This is a genomic window from Enterovirga sp. GCM10030262, from assembly GCF_042666435.1.
Taxonomy (GTDB): domain Bacteria; phylum Pseudomonadota; class Alphaproteobacteria; order Sphingomonadales; family Sphingomonadaceae; genus Allosphingosinicella.
Window position 1 is genome coordinate 763,823 of the sequence record NZ_JBHTDC010000002.1, and the last position, 15,894, is coordinate 779,716.

The window sequence follows — 15,894 nt, forward strand, 5'->3', positions numbered from 1 at the left end:
CCTCGTCAATCGATGGTGCGGCCGCGCACCATTACCCAATCCACCGATTCCAGCGCCCTGATGTCCTCCAGCGGATTGCCGGAGACCGCGATCAGGTCCGCCGAATAGCCCGGGGCGATGCGGCCGACCTCATTCTCCATGTCGATCAGCTCGGCCGCTCCGGTGGTCGCCGACGCGAGCGCCTCGGCCGGGCTCATGCCGACCCGATCGACCAATTGGGCGAACTCCTCGGCGTTGCGGCCGTGGGGATAGACCGCGGAATCGGTGCCGAAGATGACGGGGACGCCGGCGGCGCGCGCGGCGCGGGCGGCCTTGCCGACCTGGTCGAGAGTCATCCGCACCTTCTCCGCCACCGGCGGTGTGAACACGCCCTTGGCGAGCCCTTCGCGGATGCCGGTATAGGCCATCAGGGTCGGAACCAGCACGGAGCCATTGGCCTTCATCGCGGCAATGGCGTCGGCGTCGGCGAAGGTGCCATGCTCGATCGAATCGACGCCCGCGCGCGCCGCCGCCTCGATGCCGCGCGCGCCATGGGCGTGGGCGGCGACCTTGAGGCCGAGGCTGTGTGCGGTATCGACGATCGATTTCATCTCGGCGTCGGTGAAATGCTGGCCAAGGCCGCGCGCCTGCTGCGAGAGGACGCCGCCGGTGGCGGGAATCTTGATGAGGTCGGCGCCGGCGCGCGAGGCTTCGCGCACGCGGGCGGCGCATTCGACCGCGCCGGTGCAGGTGTTGCCGATCTCCAGCGCCTCGATCACTTCGGGGCGGAAGCCGGTGATGTCGCCATGGCCGCCGATGATCGAGATGCCGGCGCCGGCCGAGAGGATGCGGGGGCCGGGGATGATTCCTTCGGCGGTGGCGCGGCGCAGCGCGAAGGCGACCTGCGGAAGGGCGCCGACGTCGCGAACGGTGGTGAAGCCGGCTTTGGCGGTCAGCAGCGCGTTCTTGACGCCGATCAGCGCCGACCATTCGTTGGATTCGACCGCCTCGTCGCGGAAATCGCCGCCCGGGTCGCCGGAGAGATGGACATGGGTGTCGATCAGGCCGGGAAGCACCGTCTTGGAGGAAAGATCGATCAACGTCGCACCGGCCGGCGCTGGCACATGGCCCTCGGCGATGCCGCCGATCCGGCCATCGACGATGGTGATCGTCGCCGGACCGGTCGCCGGGCGCGAGGCGTCGGCGATCAGCTGCCCGGCATGGACGACGACAGTTTCCGCCATGGCGGGCGCGGCAACAAGACAAGCGGAAAGGATGAACGGCACGGCGAAACGCATGAAAAGCCCCCTGACAGACCGGAAGCCCGCAATGCTGCGTCAGGTAGCCTGCCGTTTACAAGCAAAAAGCCCGGAGCGTCGCTGGGACGCCCCGGGCCTTGCTTTCGGCGGATGCCGGCCTTCCGGGTTACCAGAAGAAGTCGTGGATCACGTCGACCACTTCGCCGGTGTAGACATCCACCAGCAGCACATCGTCATAATAACGGACCCACCGCGTGCCCTGATAAGCCGGGGGCAGGCGATACTGCCACGGATCGTTGATCCAGTAGCGGTCGGCGAGGAACGCCGAGCCCAGGAACAGGCCGATCGAGAAGCGGTTGTAGCTGTGGTTCCGGTAGGGCGCATAATAATTCCCGCGCCGGTACAGGTTGCGGTTGGTGTAGCGATAACGCTGCCAATCGTAGCGATTATCGTTGCGCCAGCCGCGGTTCCACAAGCGGTTCCACTGGCGCCGGTCCTGACGAACCTCGCGACGGTCCTGACGGAAATCGCGCCGATCCTCGCGGCGGTCCTGCCTCACCTCGCGGCGATCCTCGCGCCGGTCCTGGCGCACGTCGCGGCGACGGTCCTGACGGTTGTCGATCCGCGCATCCCGTCGCACCTCGCGCCGATCCTGGCGATTCTCGACCCGGGCGTCGCGACGCACCTCGCGTCGATCCTGGCGATTCTCGACCCGGGCGTCGCGACGGACGTCGCGGCGCTCTTCGCGATTCTCGGTCCGTGCTTCCTGGCGGACCTGACGGCGACCCTGCCGGTTCTCGGTCCGCGCTTCCTGGCGGACCTGGCGTCGATCCTGGCGCTGGGCCTTCTGCGCCCGCTCCTGGCGCTGCTCGGCGCGGGAATCGCGGTTGTCGCGGCTTTGGGCCGAGGCGGATGCGAGCGGCGTCACTGCCGTCGCGGTTATCAATAGTCCAATCAATGCCCTTCGCATCTTCAGTCTCCATCCAGACGGCAAGGCGTAAGTCGCCACCGGTTGCAATGACTTGTGCACCATTCAAGGTGAGCCGTTGCTGAACTTCGCTGCAAGCATAATGAAAGGATTCACTCGTCTTGGCCAGCAGGCCTGTCGGCGGGGATATGGAACGCCGGAACTTGCCGGGCCGCGTCGGAGGGATCGATTCCCGGCGGCGGGGCGGCGGCGATCCTTTCCCGTCCCGCCTTGACCCTTCCCGCTCTGCGAATCGCGGCCTTGACGCGGGGATAGGTGCCGCAGCGGCAAATGTTGGTGATGGCGGCGTCGATATCGGCGTCGGTCGGGCTCGGATTCTTCGCGATCAGCGCCGCCGCCGCCATGATCATTCCCGGCTGGCAATAGCCGCATTGCGGCACCGAGTCGGCCACCCATGCCTGCTGGACCGGATGCGACCGGTCGCGCGACAGCGATTCGATGGTCGTGACGAAACTCCCCTCGACCGCGGCGATGGTCACGGTGCAGCTCCTGACCGCTTCGCCGTCGATATGGACGGTGCAGGCCCCGCAATGGCCGGTGCCGCAGCCATATTTGGTGCCGGTGAGGTTGGAGGCGTCCCTCAGCGCCCAAAGCAAGGGCGTGTCCGGATCCATACGATAATGGACGGGTTGGCCGTTCACGGTGAATCGGGTCATGGCCGGACCTTAGGGGCAGAGGGGCTTCCAAGGGAAGGGCGACCGCGAGGCATTGGCGCTTGAAAACGGCCCCTCCCGCTGGTAACGGGCACGGCAACGGCGCGGGAACTGTTTCGCGACGAACCTATTCTATTGGTATTGACGGCCTTTATGCGAGACGGTCCGCGGACCGCAAAGGCTCATGAATCGGAGAGTGACGACCGCTTATGCAAATCATCGTTCGCGACAATAATGTCGACCAGGCGCTGCGAGCGCTCAAGAAGAAGCTCCAGCGTGAAGGCGTCTACCGCGAGATGAAGCTGCGCCGCCACTACGAAAAGCCCTCGGAAAAGCGCGCCCGCGAGCGCGCCGCCGCGGTTCGCCGCGCCCGCAAGCTCGAACGCAAGCGCCTGGAGCGCGACGGCATTCGCTGACGCATTCATCCCTGTGCGAGACACGGGGATGAACTTCTAACTCTGGAGCCCGCAATGTCCGTCACAGCCGTTCCGATTCGCCCGATCAGGAAGGGTTCCGTGACCAAGCTGTGGGTCGGGCTTGGCGCGCTCGGCCTCGCCGCCGGCGCGCTCGCCTGGGCCGGCACGGCGGGCCAGCATTTCATCACCACCGAATCGGGCCTGCAATATCGGGTGATCGAGCCCGGCGAAGGACCCAGCCCCGGGCCTGACGACGTCGCCCTGATCGACTATACGGGCCGGCTCGAGGACGGGACGGTGTTCGACACCAGCGAGGGCAAGCAGCCGATCCCGCTGCCGGTCGGCCCCGGAGGATCGATCCCCGGTTTCTCCGAAGGCATGCAGCTGATGAGCAAGGGCGCGACCTACCGGCTCCGCATCCCCTACGAGCTCGCTTACGGCGCCGAGGGACGGCCTCCGGTGATTCCGCCCAAGGCCGACCTCGAATTCGACGTGACCCTGATCGACTTCGTGCCGATGTCGGCTCTCCAGGGCATGGGCGCGCCGCCGCCGGGCATGTGACCGGTCAGGGCTCGGGCGCGCCGCCCGCCAGCCCGCTTTCCTCTTTGGATTTCTGCTCCAGCGCCGCCTTTATCATGGCGACGATCGGATCGGCCAAAGCGAGGCCCATGAGCCCAAAAAGGGCGCCGAACAGCAATTGCGCGCCGAGCACCAGCGCCGGCGCCAGGTCCACCGTCTTCCTCGCGACGTAGGGGACGATAAGATAGCCGTCGACGAACTGGACGGCGAGATAGACGCCGATCGCCCAGATACCGGTCTCCACGCCCGCGCTGAAGCCGACCAGCACGATCAGCACGCCCGAAATGATCGCGCCGATGTTGGGAATGAAGGCGAGCAGGCCGGTGAGAATGCCGAGCAAAGCCGCCATCGGCACGCCTCCGGCCCACAGCAGCAGCCAGGTGCCGACGCCTTCCACCGCCATGCCGAGCAATCGCCCGGCCATCAGCCTGCGCAAGGTGTAGCCCATATGCGCGGCGGTGCGGTAGAAGGTGTCGCGGCTCCGCAAGGGCAGCATCCAGGCGACGCCGCGCTCGTACAGACGCGGCTCGATCGCGATGAAGATGCCGATGACGAGGATCATTACCATCGAGGTGACCGCGCCCAGAGCGCTGCCGACGGCGGTGGTCAGCCGGCCGAGCGAGCCCATCAATTGCTGGCTCAGCTGATTGACCTCCGCCCCGCCCTGAACGAGACCGAGCGTGTTGCCCCAGGCGAGGATGCGGTTGATCTGGACCGTGACCACCTGGCGCAAGTTCTCGGCCTGAGCGGCGAGCTCGAAGCCGGCGAAGACGATCGTCCAGACGACGAAGGCGATCGCGGCGAGCGTGACCAGCGCCAGCCTGAGCCCGCGGGCGATCGGCAGCACCCGCCCCAGAAGGCGCGCGCCGCCGTCGAGCATCGCCGCCAGCACGATGCCGGCGAAGATGAGCAGAAGCGGCTGGGCGAGGAACGCGATCAGCGCGATGGCCACCGCCAGGCCGAGCCAGACCGCCGCTTTCTTCAGTTCGTCGCGAATCATCGGATCGCGAAATTCGGTCGGCCCCCGTTTCTCGACGTGCGTTGGGGGCGTGTCGCTCATTCGGAAGGAATTGTGTCTTCGGGATGCAGGGAATCGCCGGCCCGGCCGCCGCGCAGCGCGGTGAACCAGCTGATCGGATTCAGATATTCCGAGGTTCCGTCGAGCGAGAAGGTGATGAACTCGGCGCGGCCGCCGATATTCTCATAAGGAACCGGCCCGCCCAGCCCCTGCTGCTCGAGCGGCACACGGCTGTCCGCCGATTTGTCGCGATTGTCGCCCATCAGGAAGACATGGTCCTCGGGAACCCGCAGCTTGGCGAAGTCGTCGACCGGGAAATATCCCATGTCGATCGTGTCGTAGGCGCGTCCGTTGGGCAGCGTCTCACGGAAGACGGGAAGGCGGCAAAAGGCGTCGCCATTCGCGGCCGGCACCCGCGCGCCGGGGAATTCGCCGGGGAAGCAGGGCACATTCTCGTCGATCGGGATCATCGTCGCCGGCCGTTCCTCGCGCTTCACCGGCACGCCGTTGATGAACAGTTGGCCGCCGATCATCTCGAGCTCGTCGCCGGGCAGGCCGATGACCCGCTTGATATAGTCGGCGCTCTGCCCCGGAGGCGTCACGATGACGATGTCGCCGCGCTCGGGGAGCGAGCCGAATAGGCGCCCCTCCATGCGCGGCAATATGTGGAAGCTGGGGGACACCCACGACCAGCCATAAGGAAATTTGCTGACCACCAGCCGGTCGCCCTTCAAGAGCACCGGCATCATCGATTCGGACGGGATATAGAATGGCTTGGCGATGAAGCTGTGAAAGGCGAGCACGGCCAGGATCAGCCAGAAGATCGCCTTCAGCTCGCCCCACCAGTCGGTGCCGCCGCTCTTGCTCGCGGCCTTCTTGCTCTTCGTCGGGTCTGTGTCAGTCATCGCGATGACGGGATCGCTGTCGCTCACCCTGTTGCTCCTTGTACCGGGCTGGCGGTGATGACGACGACGGCCAGAGCGAACGGATGATCGTCGGTCATCGTCAGATGGATGGATGCGGCGTGGCCTTGTGGAATCATGTCGTCAAGTCTCTGCTTCGCTCCGCCGCTGAGCGCAAGCGTGGGCTCGCCCGACGCTTTATTGACGACGCCTATATCCTTCATGAACACGCCGCGTTTGAAGCCGGTGCCGACCGCCTTGGAAAAAGCCTCCTTGGCGGCGAAGCGCTTGGCGTAGGTGCCGGCGCGGGTGAACGGCCGGCTCGCCGCCTTGGCGCGCTCGACGTCGGTGAAGACGCGGGCCTCGAACTTCTCGCCGAAGCGATCGAGGGAGCGCTGGATGCGCTCGATGTTGCACAGGTCGGATCCGATGCCGATGATCACCAGAAGACCCACCGCCAATAAATGGCAGACAATAACAGGCCCATTACCACTACCGGACCGGTAAGTAGGACGAAAGCGATTACGTATTTGCTTCTGTGCGCTGCCAAGAGCGATTTCCCGACCAGCACTAGGCTCACGATCGATGGTAAGAGACAGAGGAGAAGAATGTTTAGCCAATTCCGCCACCAGGGGTTGGCAGGCCAGCCAAAACTAACCACGCTCAACCACGAAGAAACCCAAAAAAGGGTGGCCGCAGAGACTGATACCGCTAACCCATACAGGAGAAACCGTATCGTGGCGGCGCGCGTCATCAGCGCGCCTCGTCCATCAGCGCGCGCATCTTGGCAACGCTCGCCTCGAACCCGGTGAATATGGCTTCGCCGACTAGGAAGTGGCCGATGTTGAGCTCCATGAGCTGGGGGATGGCGGCGACGGGGGCGACATTGTCGAAGGTGAGTCCGTGGCCGGCGTGTGGTTCGATGCCGTTCTTGACGGCGAGGGCGGCGGCATCGGCGATGCGTCGAAGCTCGGCGCCGCGCCCGGCACCGTCCAGGTGCGCGTAGCGGCCAGTGTGGAATTCGACGACCGGCGCTTTCAGGTGAATCGCCGCCTCGATCTGGCGCGGGTCGGGCTCGATGAACAGGCTGACGCGGATATTCGCCTCGGCCAAGCGGGCCACGAACGGCGCCAAGTGGTTGTGCTGGCCGGCGGCGTCGAGCCCGCCCTCCGTGGTTCGCTCCTCGCGCTTCTCGGGGACGATGCAGGCGGCGTGCGGGCGGTGCCTGAGCGCGATCTCCAGCATTTCCTCCGTCGCCGCCATTTCCAGGTTGAGCGGGATTGTAAGCCGCTCCATCAGCCGGTGAATGTCGTCGTCGGTGATATGCCGCCGGTCCTCGCGCAGATGCGCGGTGATGCCGTCGGCGCCGGCGTCGGCGGCGTCGAAGGCGGCGCGCACCGGATCGGGATGGTCGCCGCCGCGCGCGTTGCGGATCGTGGCGACGTGGTCGACATTGACGCCCAGGCGGAGGCGCCGCGCGGACAAGCGGGCGGTCACGCCGCCTTCCGGCTCCCCGGCTTCTCGGCGGGAATGGCGGCGAGATCCTGTGGCAAGGCGTCGGCCTCATAGGTCGGCACCGCCAGACTTACGAGCGGGAAGAAGGGCACGCCCAGATCCGCTTCGCCGTTCGACCGGTCGACCAGGGCGGCGGCGGCGATAACCTCGCCGCCCGCTTCCTCGACGGCCGCGATCGCCTCGCGCGAGCTGAGCCCCGTGGTCACGACATCTTCCATCAGCAACACTTTCTGGCCGGGCTTCAGCCGGAAGCCGCGGCGCAGTTCGAAAATGCCGGTCGGCCGCTCGACGAAGACCGCCTCGACTCCGAGCGCGCGGCCCATTTCGTGGCCGGCGATGATCCCGCCCATCGCGGGAGAGACGACGATCTCGATCGCCCCCCGGACATCGCGCGGCATCGTCGCCGCCAGCGCCGAAGCCAGCCGCGCCGCGCGCATCGGATCGGCCAATACCCGCGCGCATTGCAGATAGCGCGAGCTGTGAAGCCCCGAGGAGAGGATGAAATGCCCCTCCAGCAACGCGTCGGCGGCGCGGAATTCCGCCAAAATCTCGTCTTCGCTCATTTCCGGTCCCCGGTGCGTGCCTGCTCGCCGCCAGATAGGGCCGAGCGCCTCTGTCATCAAGCTTTCGCCAAAAAGTTCGACGGGCTTGAGGCGCGGCCGTCCGCTGCTATAAGGCGCCCAATTCTACCGATCCTCGACCGAATCCATCCCGCTCCCTGTCAGGACCGGGTCCAAGGGGTTTAGATGAAAGCTCTGATAAAGATAATCGCCGTCGCCGCCGCGCTCGGCCTGTCACCCGCCACGGCCCTGGCCCAGGACGCCTTGCCGGCCCAGCCGGCGCAGGAACTGGTCGCCGAATCGCAGGCCGACCCGGCGCAGCCCGAAGAGGCGTCGCCCGACCAGGCCGAGGTCAATCCGGAAGAGCCGAGCGACGCGACCGTCGCCCAGAGCACCTATGCCAGCCAGGTCTCGCCGCGGGTCGGCGTCGGGCAGCCCGACGGGCGCATGGGCCTGCAGGAGCAGTTCACGCCGATCGGCGAGGAAGCCGCCTGGTTCCACGATGTGCTGCTGATGCCGGTGATCACGGTGATCTCGATCTTCGTGCTGGCGCTGATGCTGTGGGTCGTGATCCGCTACCGCCGCGCCGCCAACCCGACGCCGTCGCGCACCACTCACAACACGCTGGTCGAGGTGATCTGGACTTTGGTGCCGGTGATCATCCTGGTCGTCATCGCGGTGCCGTCGATCCGGCTGCTCGCCAACCAATATTCGCCGCCCGAGGCCGACCTGACCGTCAAGGTTGTCGGCAACCAATGGTATTGGACCTATCAATATCCCGACCATGGCGATTTCGAGCTGGTCTCGAACATGCTCTCGGATGAGGACGCCGCCGCGCGCGGCGAGCCTCGCCTGCTCGCCGTCGACGAGCGGATGGTGGTGCCGGTGGGCGCGACGGTGAAGCTGATCGTCACCTCGAACGACGTCATCCACGCCTTCGCCGTGCCCGCTTTCTGGAGCAAGATCGACGCCGTCCCCGGCCGCCTCAACGAAACCTGGTTCCAGGTCAAGGAGCCCGGCATCTATTACGGCCAATGCTCGGAGCTGTGCGGCGCCCGCCACGCTTATATGCCGATCGCCGTCGAGGTTGTCCCGCCCGCGCAGTTCGCCGCCTGGGTCGCCTCCAAGGGCGGCACCATGCCCGGCGCCGCGCCCGCCGCGTCCGCGGAAGCGAGCGCGGCCCCCTCGACCGACACAGACGGCATTCTCGAGCCCACATTGGTGAATGCCACGCAAGCCGCCGTTCCCGTCGAACAGGCCGCCACGTCCAATCCAGGAATCGCAGAATGACCGACACGACCGCAAACCCTGGCGCACACGCCGCCCATTTCGAGGCGTCGCATGCCCATGACGCGCACGCGGACCACAAGCCCGCTTTCTTCGCGCGCTGGTTCATGTCGACCAATCACAAGGACATCGGCACCCTCTACCTGATCTTCGCGATCATGGCCGGCATCATCGGCGGCGCGATCTCGGGGCTGATGCGCTGGGAGCTCGCCGAGCCCGGCATCCAGTATCTGGAAGCCTGGTCGGGCGCTGCCTCGTTCGACGAGGCGCTGCACCTGTGGAACGTGCTGATCACCGCGCACGGCCTCATCATGGTCTTCTTCATGGTCATGCCGGCGATGATCGGCGGCTTCGGCAACTGGTTCGTGCCGCTGATGATCGGCGCGCCCGACATGGCCTTTCCACGCATGAACAATATCAGCTTCTGGCTGCTCGTCCCGGCCTTCATGCTGCTTTTGGGCTCGGTCTTCGTCTCCGGCGGCACCGGCATGGGAGCCGGCACCGGCTGGACGCTTTATGCGCCGCTTTCGACCAGCGGCTCTTCCGGTCCGTCGGTCGACCTGGTGATCTTCTCGCTCCATCTCGCGGGCGCCAGCTCCATTCTCGGCGCGATCAACTTCATCACCACCATCTTCAACATGCGCGCGCCGGGCATGACGCTCCACAAAATGCCTTTGTTCGTCTGGTCGGTGCTGATCACCGCCTTCCTGCTGCTGCTCGCGCTCCCGGTGCTCGCCGGCGGGATCACGATGCTGCTGACCGACCGCAATTTCGGCACCGCCTTCTTCGACGCCTCGGGCGGCGGAGATCCCGTGCTCTACCAGCATCTATTCTGGTTCTTCGGCCACCCCGAGGTCTACATCATGATCCTGCCGGGCTTCGGTATGGTCAGCCAGATCGTCGCGACCTTCAGCCGCAAGCCCGTCTTCGGCTATCTCGGCATGGCCTATGCCATGGTCGCGATCGGCGTCGTCGGCTTCATCGTCTGGGCGCACCACATGTTCACCGTCGGCATGGACGTGAACACCAAGATGTACTTCACCGCGGCGACGATGGTGATCGCGGTGCCGACCGGCATCAAGATCTTCTCGTGGATCGCGACCATGTGGGGCGGCAGCCTCACCTTCCAGACACCGATGATGTGGGCTTTGGGCTTCATCTTCATGTTCACGGTCGGCGGCGTCACCGGCGTCGTCCTCGCCAATGGCGGCATCGATAATTACATGCACGACACTTATTATGTCGTCGCCCATTTCCACTATGTGCTCTCGCTGGGCGCCGTGTTCGGCCTGTTCGCCGGCTGGTATTACTGGTTCGGCAAGATGTGGGGGAAGCAGTATAACGAGCTGCTCGGCCAGCTCCACTTCTGGGTGTTCTTCATCGGCGTGAACATCCTGTTCTTCCCAATGCATTTCCTGGGGCTGGACGGCATGCCGCGCCGCTATCCGGATTATCCGGACGCCTATGCGGGATGGAACGAGTTCGCCAGCTACGGCTATGTGATCATGGCCGTCGGCATGATCTTCTTCTTCGTCAACCTCGTCTGGTCGCTGGCCGCGGGCAAGAAGGCTCCGGCCAATCCCTGGGGCGAAGGCGCGACGACGCTCGAATGGACCTTGTCGAGCCCGCCGCCCTTCCACCAGTTCGAGACGCTGCCGAAGATCGACTGAAGCAAGACACGATAACACCCGTCATTCCAGCGAAAGCTGGAATCTCTCTTCCTTTCGAAAGAGAAGTGAGACCCCAGCTTTCGCTGGGGTGACGGCGGAGTGAATGCTATGACGACAACCGTGTTGGAGCAAAGCCCGGCCATCACCGCCGACTGGCGGGATTTCGTCGCCTTGACGAAGCCGCGCGTGATGACGCTCGTCGTCTTCACGGGGCTCTGCGGCCTGTTGGTGGCGCCGGCGCCGATCCATCCTGTGCTCGCCTTCACCGCGATCCTGTGCATCGCGCTTGGCGCGGGCGCGGCGGCGGCGCTTAACCAATGGTATGAGGCCGATCTCGACGCCTTGATGAAGCGCACCCGCAACCGCCCGCTTCCGGCCGGCCGCATGGAGCGCCAGAGCGCGCTGCATTTCGGAGTGGGCCTGGGCGTCTTTTCGGTGCTGCTGATGGGGCTCGCGACCAACTGGCTGGCCGCCGCGGTGCTCGCCGTCTCGATCCTCTTCTACGTGCTCGTATACACCGTCTGGCTGAAGCGCCGGACGCCGCAGAACATCGTCATTGGCGGCGCGGCGGGCGCCTTCCCGCCGATGATCGGCTGGGCGGCGGTGACCGGCGACGTCACCCTGCTGCCATTCCTTCTCTTCACCCTGATCTTCCTGTGGACGCCGCCGCATTTCTGGGCGCTGTCGCTGTTCGTCCGCTCCGATTACGCCAATGCCGGGGTGCCGATGCTTCCGGTCGTCTCCGGCCCGACGGTGACCCGCCAGCAGATCGCGCTCTACACCCTGCCCATGGCGGCTGCGGCCACCGCCCCCTGGCCGCTCGGTCTCGCCGGCGCCTTCTACGGCATCTCGGCGAGCGCGCTCAGCCTGCTCTTCCTGATCCTCTCGCTCCGCGTGCTGGCCAACCGCGCGACCGATCCGGCCGCGATGAAGCCCGAGAAAAGGCTGTTCGCTTTCTCGATCGTCTATCTGTTCGCCATCTTCGGCGCGCTGGTTCTCGACCGGTGGCTGCTGGCATGACCGCGCCCGATCCCGATCAGGACAAGATCCGCGCCCGCCAGCGCAGCCGCGCGATCATGCTCGGCATCGCGCTCGCCGCCTTCGTCATCCTCCTTTATGCGATCACCATCGCCAAGATGAGTATCAACCAGTGACCACCCTCGCCCAGAAGAACGGCCGCACCGCCGCCATCGGCGCCCTGATAGCCATAGCCATGGTCGGCCTCGCCTTCGCCAGCGTGCCGCTCTATCGCCTGTTCTGCCAGGTCACCGGTTTCGCCGGCACGACCCAGCGCGCCGATGCCGCCGACCTTCCGACCGCGCCCGTCGGCAAGATCATCTCGGTTCGCTTCGACGCCAATACCAATTCCGCTTTGCCCTGGTCGTTCGAGCCCGAGGAACATGTCCAGCGCGTCGCGATCGGCGCCCGCGACATGGCCTTCTACAATGCGAAGAACCTGTCCGACAAACCCGTCACCGGCACCGCGACCTTCAACGTCACGCCCGCCCAGGCCGGGCAGTATTTCAGCAAGATCCAGTGCTTCTGCTTCACCGAGCAGACGCTGAAGCCCGGCGAGGAAATGCGGATGCCGGTGGTGTTCTTCGTCGATCCGAGGATTCTCGACGATCCGGACGCCAGCGATATCAGCGAGATCACCTTGAGCTACACATTTTATCCCGTGGACGAGCCGGGGAGCCAGGGTTAGAGAAACCACCGTCATGCCGGCGCAGGCCGGCATCTCAGGACGTTGAGGCACTGCATCACGAGACCCCGGCCTTCGCCGGCGTGACGATTAAACGAGGACGAGACGCGACATGGCCGGAGCCAAGACCCACGATTTCCACATCCTACCGCCGAGCATCTGGCCGTTCGTCGGCAGCTTCTCGGCGCTCGCCATGGCGGTGGGCGGGGTCATGTGGATGCACGATTATGCGGGCGGCGGCTACGTCTTCTTCGCCGGCCTGATCGCCGTCCTGTTCACGATGTTCAGCTGGTGGGCCGACGTCGTCCGGGAATCGCATGCCGGCGATCACACCCCGGTCGTCCAGCTTCACCTGCGCTACGGCATGATCCTGTTCATCGCTTCGGAGGTGATGTTTTTCGTCGCCTGGTTCTGGGCCTATTTCAACGCGGCTCTGTTCCCGCCGGCGGTGGAATCGGTCGGCGGCGTCTGGCCGCCCGAAGGCATGGCGGTGCTCAACCCCTTCGGCTATCCCTTGCTCAACACCTTGATCCTGCTCTGCTCGGGGACGACGGTCACCTGGGCGCACCACGCCCTCATCAACGGCGATCGGGACGGCCTTAAGAAGGGCCTGTGGGCGACGATCGGGCTCGGCCTGCTGTTCACCGCCATTCAGGCCTATGAATATGCCCATGCCCCCTTCTTTTTCTCGGGGCCGGAATCGAATATCTACGGCACGACCTTCATGATGGCGACGGGCTTCCACGGCTTCCACGTCATCGTCGGCACGATCTTCCTGATCGTCTGTCTGATCCGTTCCTATCGCGGCGATTTCACGCCGCGCCAGCATTTCGGTTTCGAAGCGGCGGCCTGGTACTGGCATTTCGTCGACGTCGTCTGGCTGTTCCTGTTCCTCGCCATCTATGTCTGGGGCGGCTGGGGCGCGGTATATCATTGACGGTCCTTCGAGACGGGTCTTCGCCAGGCTCAGCCCCTCCTCAGGATGAGCGGACTGCCAAGCCTCTCGCTCATCCTGAGGAGCCGTTGAGCGAAGTCGAAACGGCGTCTCGAAGGACCGCGATGTTCAAGCCGCCAGGCCTCGCCGAAGCCGCTCTCAAGGGCGTCTGTCCCCGCTGCGGGGCGAAATCGCTGTTCCACGGCCCCGTAGCCTTCGCGCCCGAATGCCCCGCCTGCGGGCTCGATTTCTCCGCGTTCAACGTCGGCGACGGCCCGGCTGCCTTCCTGATCCTGATAGTCGGCGCGCTGATCACCGGCTTGGCAATTGCTCTGGAACTCGCCGCCGAACCGGCTTTCTGGGTTCACCTCCTGCTATGGCCCGTAGTCACCCTGGCGGCCGTGCTCGGTTCGCTGCGCCTCGCCAAGGCGGCCCTCCTCGCGATCGAATACAGGAACGGCGCACGCGAGGGCCGGATCGGGGACGCATGATGCGGCTGCCCTTCTTCCCCACCCTGATCGTCGCCGCCGCCGTCGTTACGATGATCGTCCTCGGCGTCTGGCAGCTGCAGCGGGCCGAGTGGAAGGAGGGGCTGATCGCCGACCTGAAGCGCTCGCAGGGCGACAGGGCCACCTCCCTCACCTGTACGATGAACGGCAGGCCGGAGGTTCGCGCCGGCCGCAACCTCGCCGGAGAGGTGGGCTACCGCTATCTCATTCCCTGCCGCTCCGGCGAAGAGACAGCCGGCGGGGCCGCCGCAAGCGAAACGACGATCGACATCGGCTGGTCGAAGCGGCCCCACGCCGTTCCCAGCGTTGCTCTCACGCGCGCCTTTACCGGCACCTGGTCCGGCGGCGGGCAGAGCGCGAACCGGACTTTTGTCCTCGACGCGCCGGTCCCGCCACTCGAGCAAAGCGGCGTGCCGTCACCCGCGGATCTTCCGAACAACCACTTGCTCTACGCCATCCAATGGTTCTTCTTCGCCGCGGCGGCGGCGGTGATCTACCTGCTCGCGCTCAGGCGGCGGCGGGGGCGCCCCGATTAAATCATTTTCCTACCGGCCCCGCGATCACTACATTCGGAAAGCAGGCCCCGCCCCAGCCATGAAACGATTTGAAACGGCCCGATGTTTGTAGCCGTGACCGAGAACTTTAGGACCTTTCGCCTGCCACGATGATGCAGCTCACCACCCTCGCCAACGGCCTCAAGGTCGCCAGCCGCGAAATGCCGGGCGTCGAGACGGCCGCGGTCGGCCTCTATGCCGACACCGGCTCTCGCGACGAGCCCGGGCGCCTCAACGGGCTCGCCCATCTGTTCGAACATATGGTGTTCAAGGGCGCGGGCGGCCGCTCCGGGCGCGACCTCAATGAAGCGATCGAGGATGTCGGCGGCGACCTCAACGCCGCCACCGACCGCGATTCGACCAGCTTCATGGCTTCGGTCATGGCCGAGCATGTGCCGCTGGGCGTCGAATTGATCGCCGACATGATCCTCCGCCCGCATTTCGATGGGAAAGAGCTGGAGCGCGAGAAGGACGTCGTCCTCCAGGAACTGGGCGAGGCGCGCGACACGCCCAGCGACATCATCTTCGACGATCTCCAGACCGCGGCCTTTCCGGACCAGCCGCTCGGCCGTTCGGTGCTTGGCGAGGAAGCCAGCATCGCCGCGATCGGCGTCGATGATCTCCATCACTGGCGGGAGACGCACTATCGCGCCGGCGGCCTGGCTTTGGTCGCGGCCGGTAAGGTCGACCATGGCGCCTTGGTCGCGCTCGCCCAGCGCCACTTCGAGGATCTGCCGTCGGGCACGGCAGAGGCGCCCGCCCCCGCAACCTTCGCCGGCGGCGATCGGGTAGGCCGCGCGGCCGGCGACCAGGCGCATCTCGCCTTGGGCTTCGCCGGCCCCGCCCAGCTCGATGAGGATTACTACGCCGCCCGTTTGTTCGCCGATGCGGTCGGCGGCGGCGCCTCTTCGCGCCTCTTCCAGCAATTGCGCGAGGAGCGCGGCCTCGCTTATTCCATCTATGCGAGCCTCGCTTCCTATCGCGACGCCGGGCTCTTCTCGATCTACGCCGCCACCGCCCGCCGCCAGTCGGTGGCGGCGGCGCGGCTGATCGAGGAGATAGTCGCCGATGCCGCCGGCACGGTCAGCGAGCGCGAGGTCAACCGGGTCCGCACCCAGGCCAAGGCCGGCCTGCTCATGTCGCTGGAGACGAGCTGGGGCCAGGCCAGTTACGTGGCGCGGATGCTCTCGCTCTACGGCCGCCTGGTCGAGCCGTCGGAAGTGATCGCCGAACTCGACGCGGTGACGACCGACCAGGTCCGCTCCGCGGGTACGAGGATGCTGGCCGGCCCCCGCGCCCGCGCCACCATCGGCTTCCCCGCCGCGAGGGCGGCATGAGGCCGAACCGTCACCCCGGCGAAGGCCGGGGC

18 protein-coding genes and 1 pseudogene are annotated in these 15,894 nt (G+C 65.9%); 11 read left to right on the forward strand and 8 right to left on the reverse strand.

All coding sequences use genetic code 11. The features are described 5' to 3' along the window. Positions 1 to 5: 5 nt before the first annotated feature. The 3 genes and pseudogenes from ACFQRC_RS12990 to ACFQRC_RS13000 form a co-directional block, all read right to left on the reverse strand. Positions 6 to 1,277: an amidohydrolase family protein gene (locus ACFQRC_RS12990; RefSeq protein ID WP_379961901.1), complete on the reverse strand. Its 1,272-nt coding sequence runs from the start codon at positions 1,275 to 1,277 to the stop codon at positions 6 to 8. Between the two features lie 127 nt (positions 1,278 to 1,404). Continuing rightward, positions 1,405 to 2,166, reverse strand: coding sequence for an RcnB family protein (locus tag ACFQRC_RS12995; RefSeq protein WP_379961903.1), 762 nt, complete (start codon positions 2,164 to 2,166; stop codon positions 1,405 to 1,407). A gap of 290 nt (positions 2,167 to 2,456) precedes the next feature. Continuing rightward, positions 2,457 to 2,882, reverse strand: a pseudogene (locus tag ACFQRC_RS13000) ((2Fe-2S)-binding protein); the annotation flags it as partial. Between the two features lie 206 nt (positions 2,883 to 3,088). Between ACFQRC_RS13000 and rpsU the strand changes: the two are divergent. Both rpsU and ACFQRC_RS13010 read left to right on the forward strand, forming a co-directional pair. Next, complete coding sequence (gene rpsU, locus ACFQRC_RS13005; RefSeq protein WP_379961905.1) at positions 3,089 to 3,295, forward strand: 30S ribosomal protein S21; 207 nt, start codon at positions 3,089 to 3,091, stop codon at positions 3,293 to 3,295. Positions 3,296 to 3,394: 99 nt separating this feature from the next. Then, positions 3,395 to 3,856, forward strand: coding sequence for an FKBP-type peptidyl-prolyl cis-trans isomerase (locus tag ACFQRC_RS13010; protein WP_379961907.1), 462 nt, complete (start codon positions 3,395 to 3,397; stop codon positions 3,854 to 3,856). A 4-nt stretch (positions 3,857 to 3,860) separates the two neighbouring features. Here the strand turns inward: ACFQRC_RS13010 and ACFQRC_RS13015 are convergent, their stop codons facing one another. The 5 genes from ACFQRC_RS13015 to pyrE all read right to left on the reverse strand — a co-directional run bounded on the left by ACFQRC_RS13015 (position 3,861) and on the right by pyrE (position 7,872). Beyond that, positions 3,861 to 4,934 (reverse strand): AI-2E family transporter, encoded by a 1,074-nt coding sequence (locus tag ACFQRC_RS13015; RefSeq protein WP_379961909.1) that lies wholly within the window; start codon positions 4,932 to 4,934, stop codon positions 3,861 to 3,863. Continuing rightward, positions 4,931 to 5,824: a signal peptidase I gene (gene lepB / locus ACFQRC_RS13020; protein WP_379961911.1), complete on the reverse strand. Its 894-nt coding sequence runs from the start codon at positions 5,822 to 5,824 to the stop codon at positions 4,931 to 4,933. The genes ACFQRC_RS13015 and lepB overlap by 4 nt, the downstream gene beginning before the upstream one ends. Continuing rightward, positions 5,821 to 6,237: a holo-ACP synthase gene (gene acpS, locus ACFQRC_RS13025; protein ID WP_379962430.1), complete on the reverse strand. Its 417-nt coding sequence runs from the start codon at positions 6,235 to 6,237 to the stop codon at positions 5,821 to 5,823. The genes lepB and acpS overlap by 4 nt, the downstream gene beginning before the upstream one ends. A gap of 310 nt (positions 6,238 to 6,547) precedes the next feature. Further along, positions 6,548 to 7,291 (reverse strand): pyridoxine 5'-phosphate synthase, encoded by a 744-nt coding sequence (locus ACFQRC_RS13030; RefSeq protein WP_379961913.1) that lies wholly within the window; start codon positions 7,289 to 7,291, stop codon positions 6,548 to 6,550. Next, entirely contained in the window at positions 7,288 to 7,872 is a 585-nt protein-coding gene (gene pyrE, locus ACFQRC_RS13035) for an orotate phosphoribosyltransferase (protein ID WP_379961915.1), read from the reverse strand. The genes ACFQRC_RS13030 and pyrE overlap by 4 nt, the downstream gene beginning before the upstream one ends. A 183-nt stretch (positions 7,873 to 8,055) precedes the next feature. Between pyrE and coxB the strand changes: the two genes are divergently transcribed. The 9 genes from coxB to ACFQRC_RS13080 all read left to right on the forward strand — a co-directional run bounded on the left by coxB (position 8,056) and on the right by ACFQRC_RS13080 (position 15,862). After that, complete coding sequence (gene coxB / locus ACFQRC_RS13040; protein WP_379961917.1) at positions 8,056 to 9,159, forward strand: cytochrome c oxidase subunit II; 1,104 nt, start codon at positions 8,056 to 8,058, stop codon at positions 9,157 to 9,159. Beyond that, positions 9,156 to 10,826 (forward strand): cytochrome c oxidase subunit I, encoded by a 1,671-nt coding sequence (gene ctaD, locus ACFQRC_RS13045; RefSeq protein ID WP_379961919.1) that lies wholly within the window; start codon positions 9,156 to 9,158, stop codon positions 10,824 to 10,826. The genes coxB and ctaD overlap by 4 nt, the downstream gene beginning before the upstream one ends. Positions 10,827 to 10,934: 108 nt before the next feature. After that, complete coding sequence (locus ACFQRC_RS13050; RefSeq protein ID WP_379961921.1) at positions 10,935 to 11,846, forward strand: heme o synthase; 912 nt, start codon at positions 10,935 to 10,937, stop codon at positions 11,844 to 11,846. After that, positions 11,843 to 11,980 (forward strand): hypothetical protein, encoded by a 138-nt coding sequence (locus ACFQRC_RS13055; protein ID WP_379961923.1) that lies wholly within the window; start codon positions 11,843 to 11,845, stop codon positions 11,978 to 11,980. The genes ACFQRC_RS13050 and ACFQRC_RS13055 overlap by 4 nt, the downstream gene beginning before the upstream one ends. Beyond that, entirely contained in the window at positions 11,977 to 12,531 is a 555-nt protein-coding gene (locus ACFQRC_RS13060) for a cytochrome c oxidase assembly protein (RefSeq protein ID WP_379961925.1), read from the forward strand. Before ACFQRC_RS13055 ends, ACFQRC_RS13060 begins: the two co-directional genes overlap by 4 nt. Before the next feature lie 109 nt (positions 12,532 to 12,640). Next, positions 12,641 to 13,465 carry a cytochrome c oxidase subunit 3 gene (locus tag ACFQRC_RS13065; RefSeq protein WP_379961927.1) on the forward strand — a complete coding sequence of 275 codons (825 nt, stop codon included), beginning with the start codon at positions 12,641 to 12,643 and terminating at the stop codon, positions 13,463 to 13,465. A gap of 122 nt (positions 13,466 to 13,587) precedes the next feature. Beyond that, positions 13,588 to 13,953, forward strand: a complete 366-nt coding sequence (locus tag ACFQRC_RS13070) for a DUF983 domain-containing protein (RefSeq protein WP_379961929.1) — start codon at positions 13,588 to 13,590, stop codon at positions 13,951 to 13,953. Then, entirely contained in the window at positions 13,950 to 14,507 is a 558-nt protein-coding gene (locus ACFQRC_RS13075; RefSeq protein WP_379961931.1) for an SURF1 family cytochrome oxidase biogenesis protein, read from the forward strand. The genes ACFQRC_RS13070 and ACFQRC_RS13075 overlap by 4 nt, the downstream gene beginning before the upstream one ends. A gap of 128 nt (positions 14,508 to 14,635) precedes the next feature. Beyond that, positions 14,636 to 15,862, forward strand: coding sequence for a M16 family metallopeptidase (locus ACFQRC_RS13080; protein ID WP_379961941.1), 1,227 nt, complete (start codon positions 14,636 to 14,638; stop codon positions 15,860 to 15,862). The last annotated feature ends 32 nt before the right edge of the window (positions 15,863 to 15,894 follow it).

Coding starts and splice junctions, on each gene's coding strand:
- ctaD (WP_379961919.1), top strand. CDS start 9,156: ATGACCGACACGACCGCAAACCCTGGCGCACACGCCGCCCATTTCGAG.
- rpsU (WP_379961905.1), top strand. CDS start 3,089: ATGCAAATCATCGTTCGCGACAATAATGTCGACCAGGCGCTGCGAGCG.
- ACFQRC_RS13070 (WP_379961929.1), top strand. CDS start 13,588: ATGTTCAAGCCGCCAGGCCTCGCCGAAGCCGCTCTCAAGGGCGTCTGT.
- ACFQRC_RS12990 (WP_379961901.1), bottom strand. CDS start 1,277: ATGCGTTTCGCCGTGCCGTTCATCCTTTCCGCTTGTCTTGTTGCCGCG.
- pyrE (WP_379961915.1), bottom strand. CDS start 7,872: ATGAGCGAAGACGAGATTTTGGCGGAATTCCGCGCCGCCGACGCGTTG.
- ACFQRC_RS13065 (WP_379961927.1), top strand. CDS start 12,641: ATGGCCGGAGCCAAGACCCACGATTTCCACATCCTACCGCCGAGCATC.
- ACFQRC_RS13050 (WP_379961921.1), top strand. CDS start 10,935: ATGACGACAACCGTGTTGGAGCAAAGCCCGGCCATCACCGCCGACTGG.
- ACFQRC_RS13055 (WP_379961923.1), top strand. CDS start 11,843: ATGACCGCGCCCGATCCCGATCAGGACAAGATCCGCGCCCGCCAGCGC.
- ACFQRC_RS13015 (WP_379961909.1), bottom strand. CDS start 4,934: ATGAGCGACACGCCCCCAACGCACGTCGAGAAACGGGGGCCGACCGAA.
- ACFQRC_RS13080 (WP_379961941.1), top strand. CDS start 14,636: ATGATGCAGCTCACCACCCTCGCCAACGGCCTCAAGGTCGCCAGCCGC.
- ACFQRC_RS13075 (WP_379961931.1), top strand. CDS start 13,950: ATGATGCGGCTGCCCTTCTTCCCCACCCTGATCGTCGCCGCCGCCGTC.
- coxB (WP_379961917.1), top strand. CDS start 8,056: ATGAAAGCTCTGATAAAGATAATCGCCGTCGCCGCCGCGCTCGGCCTG.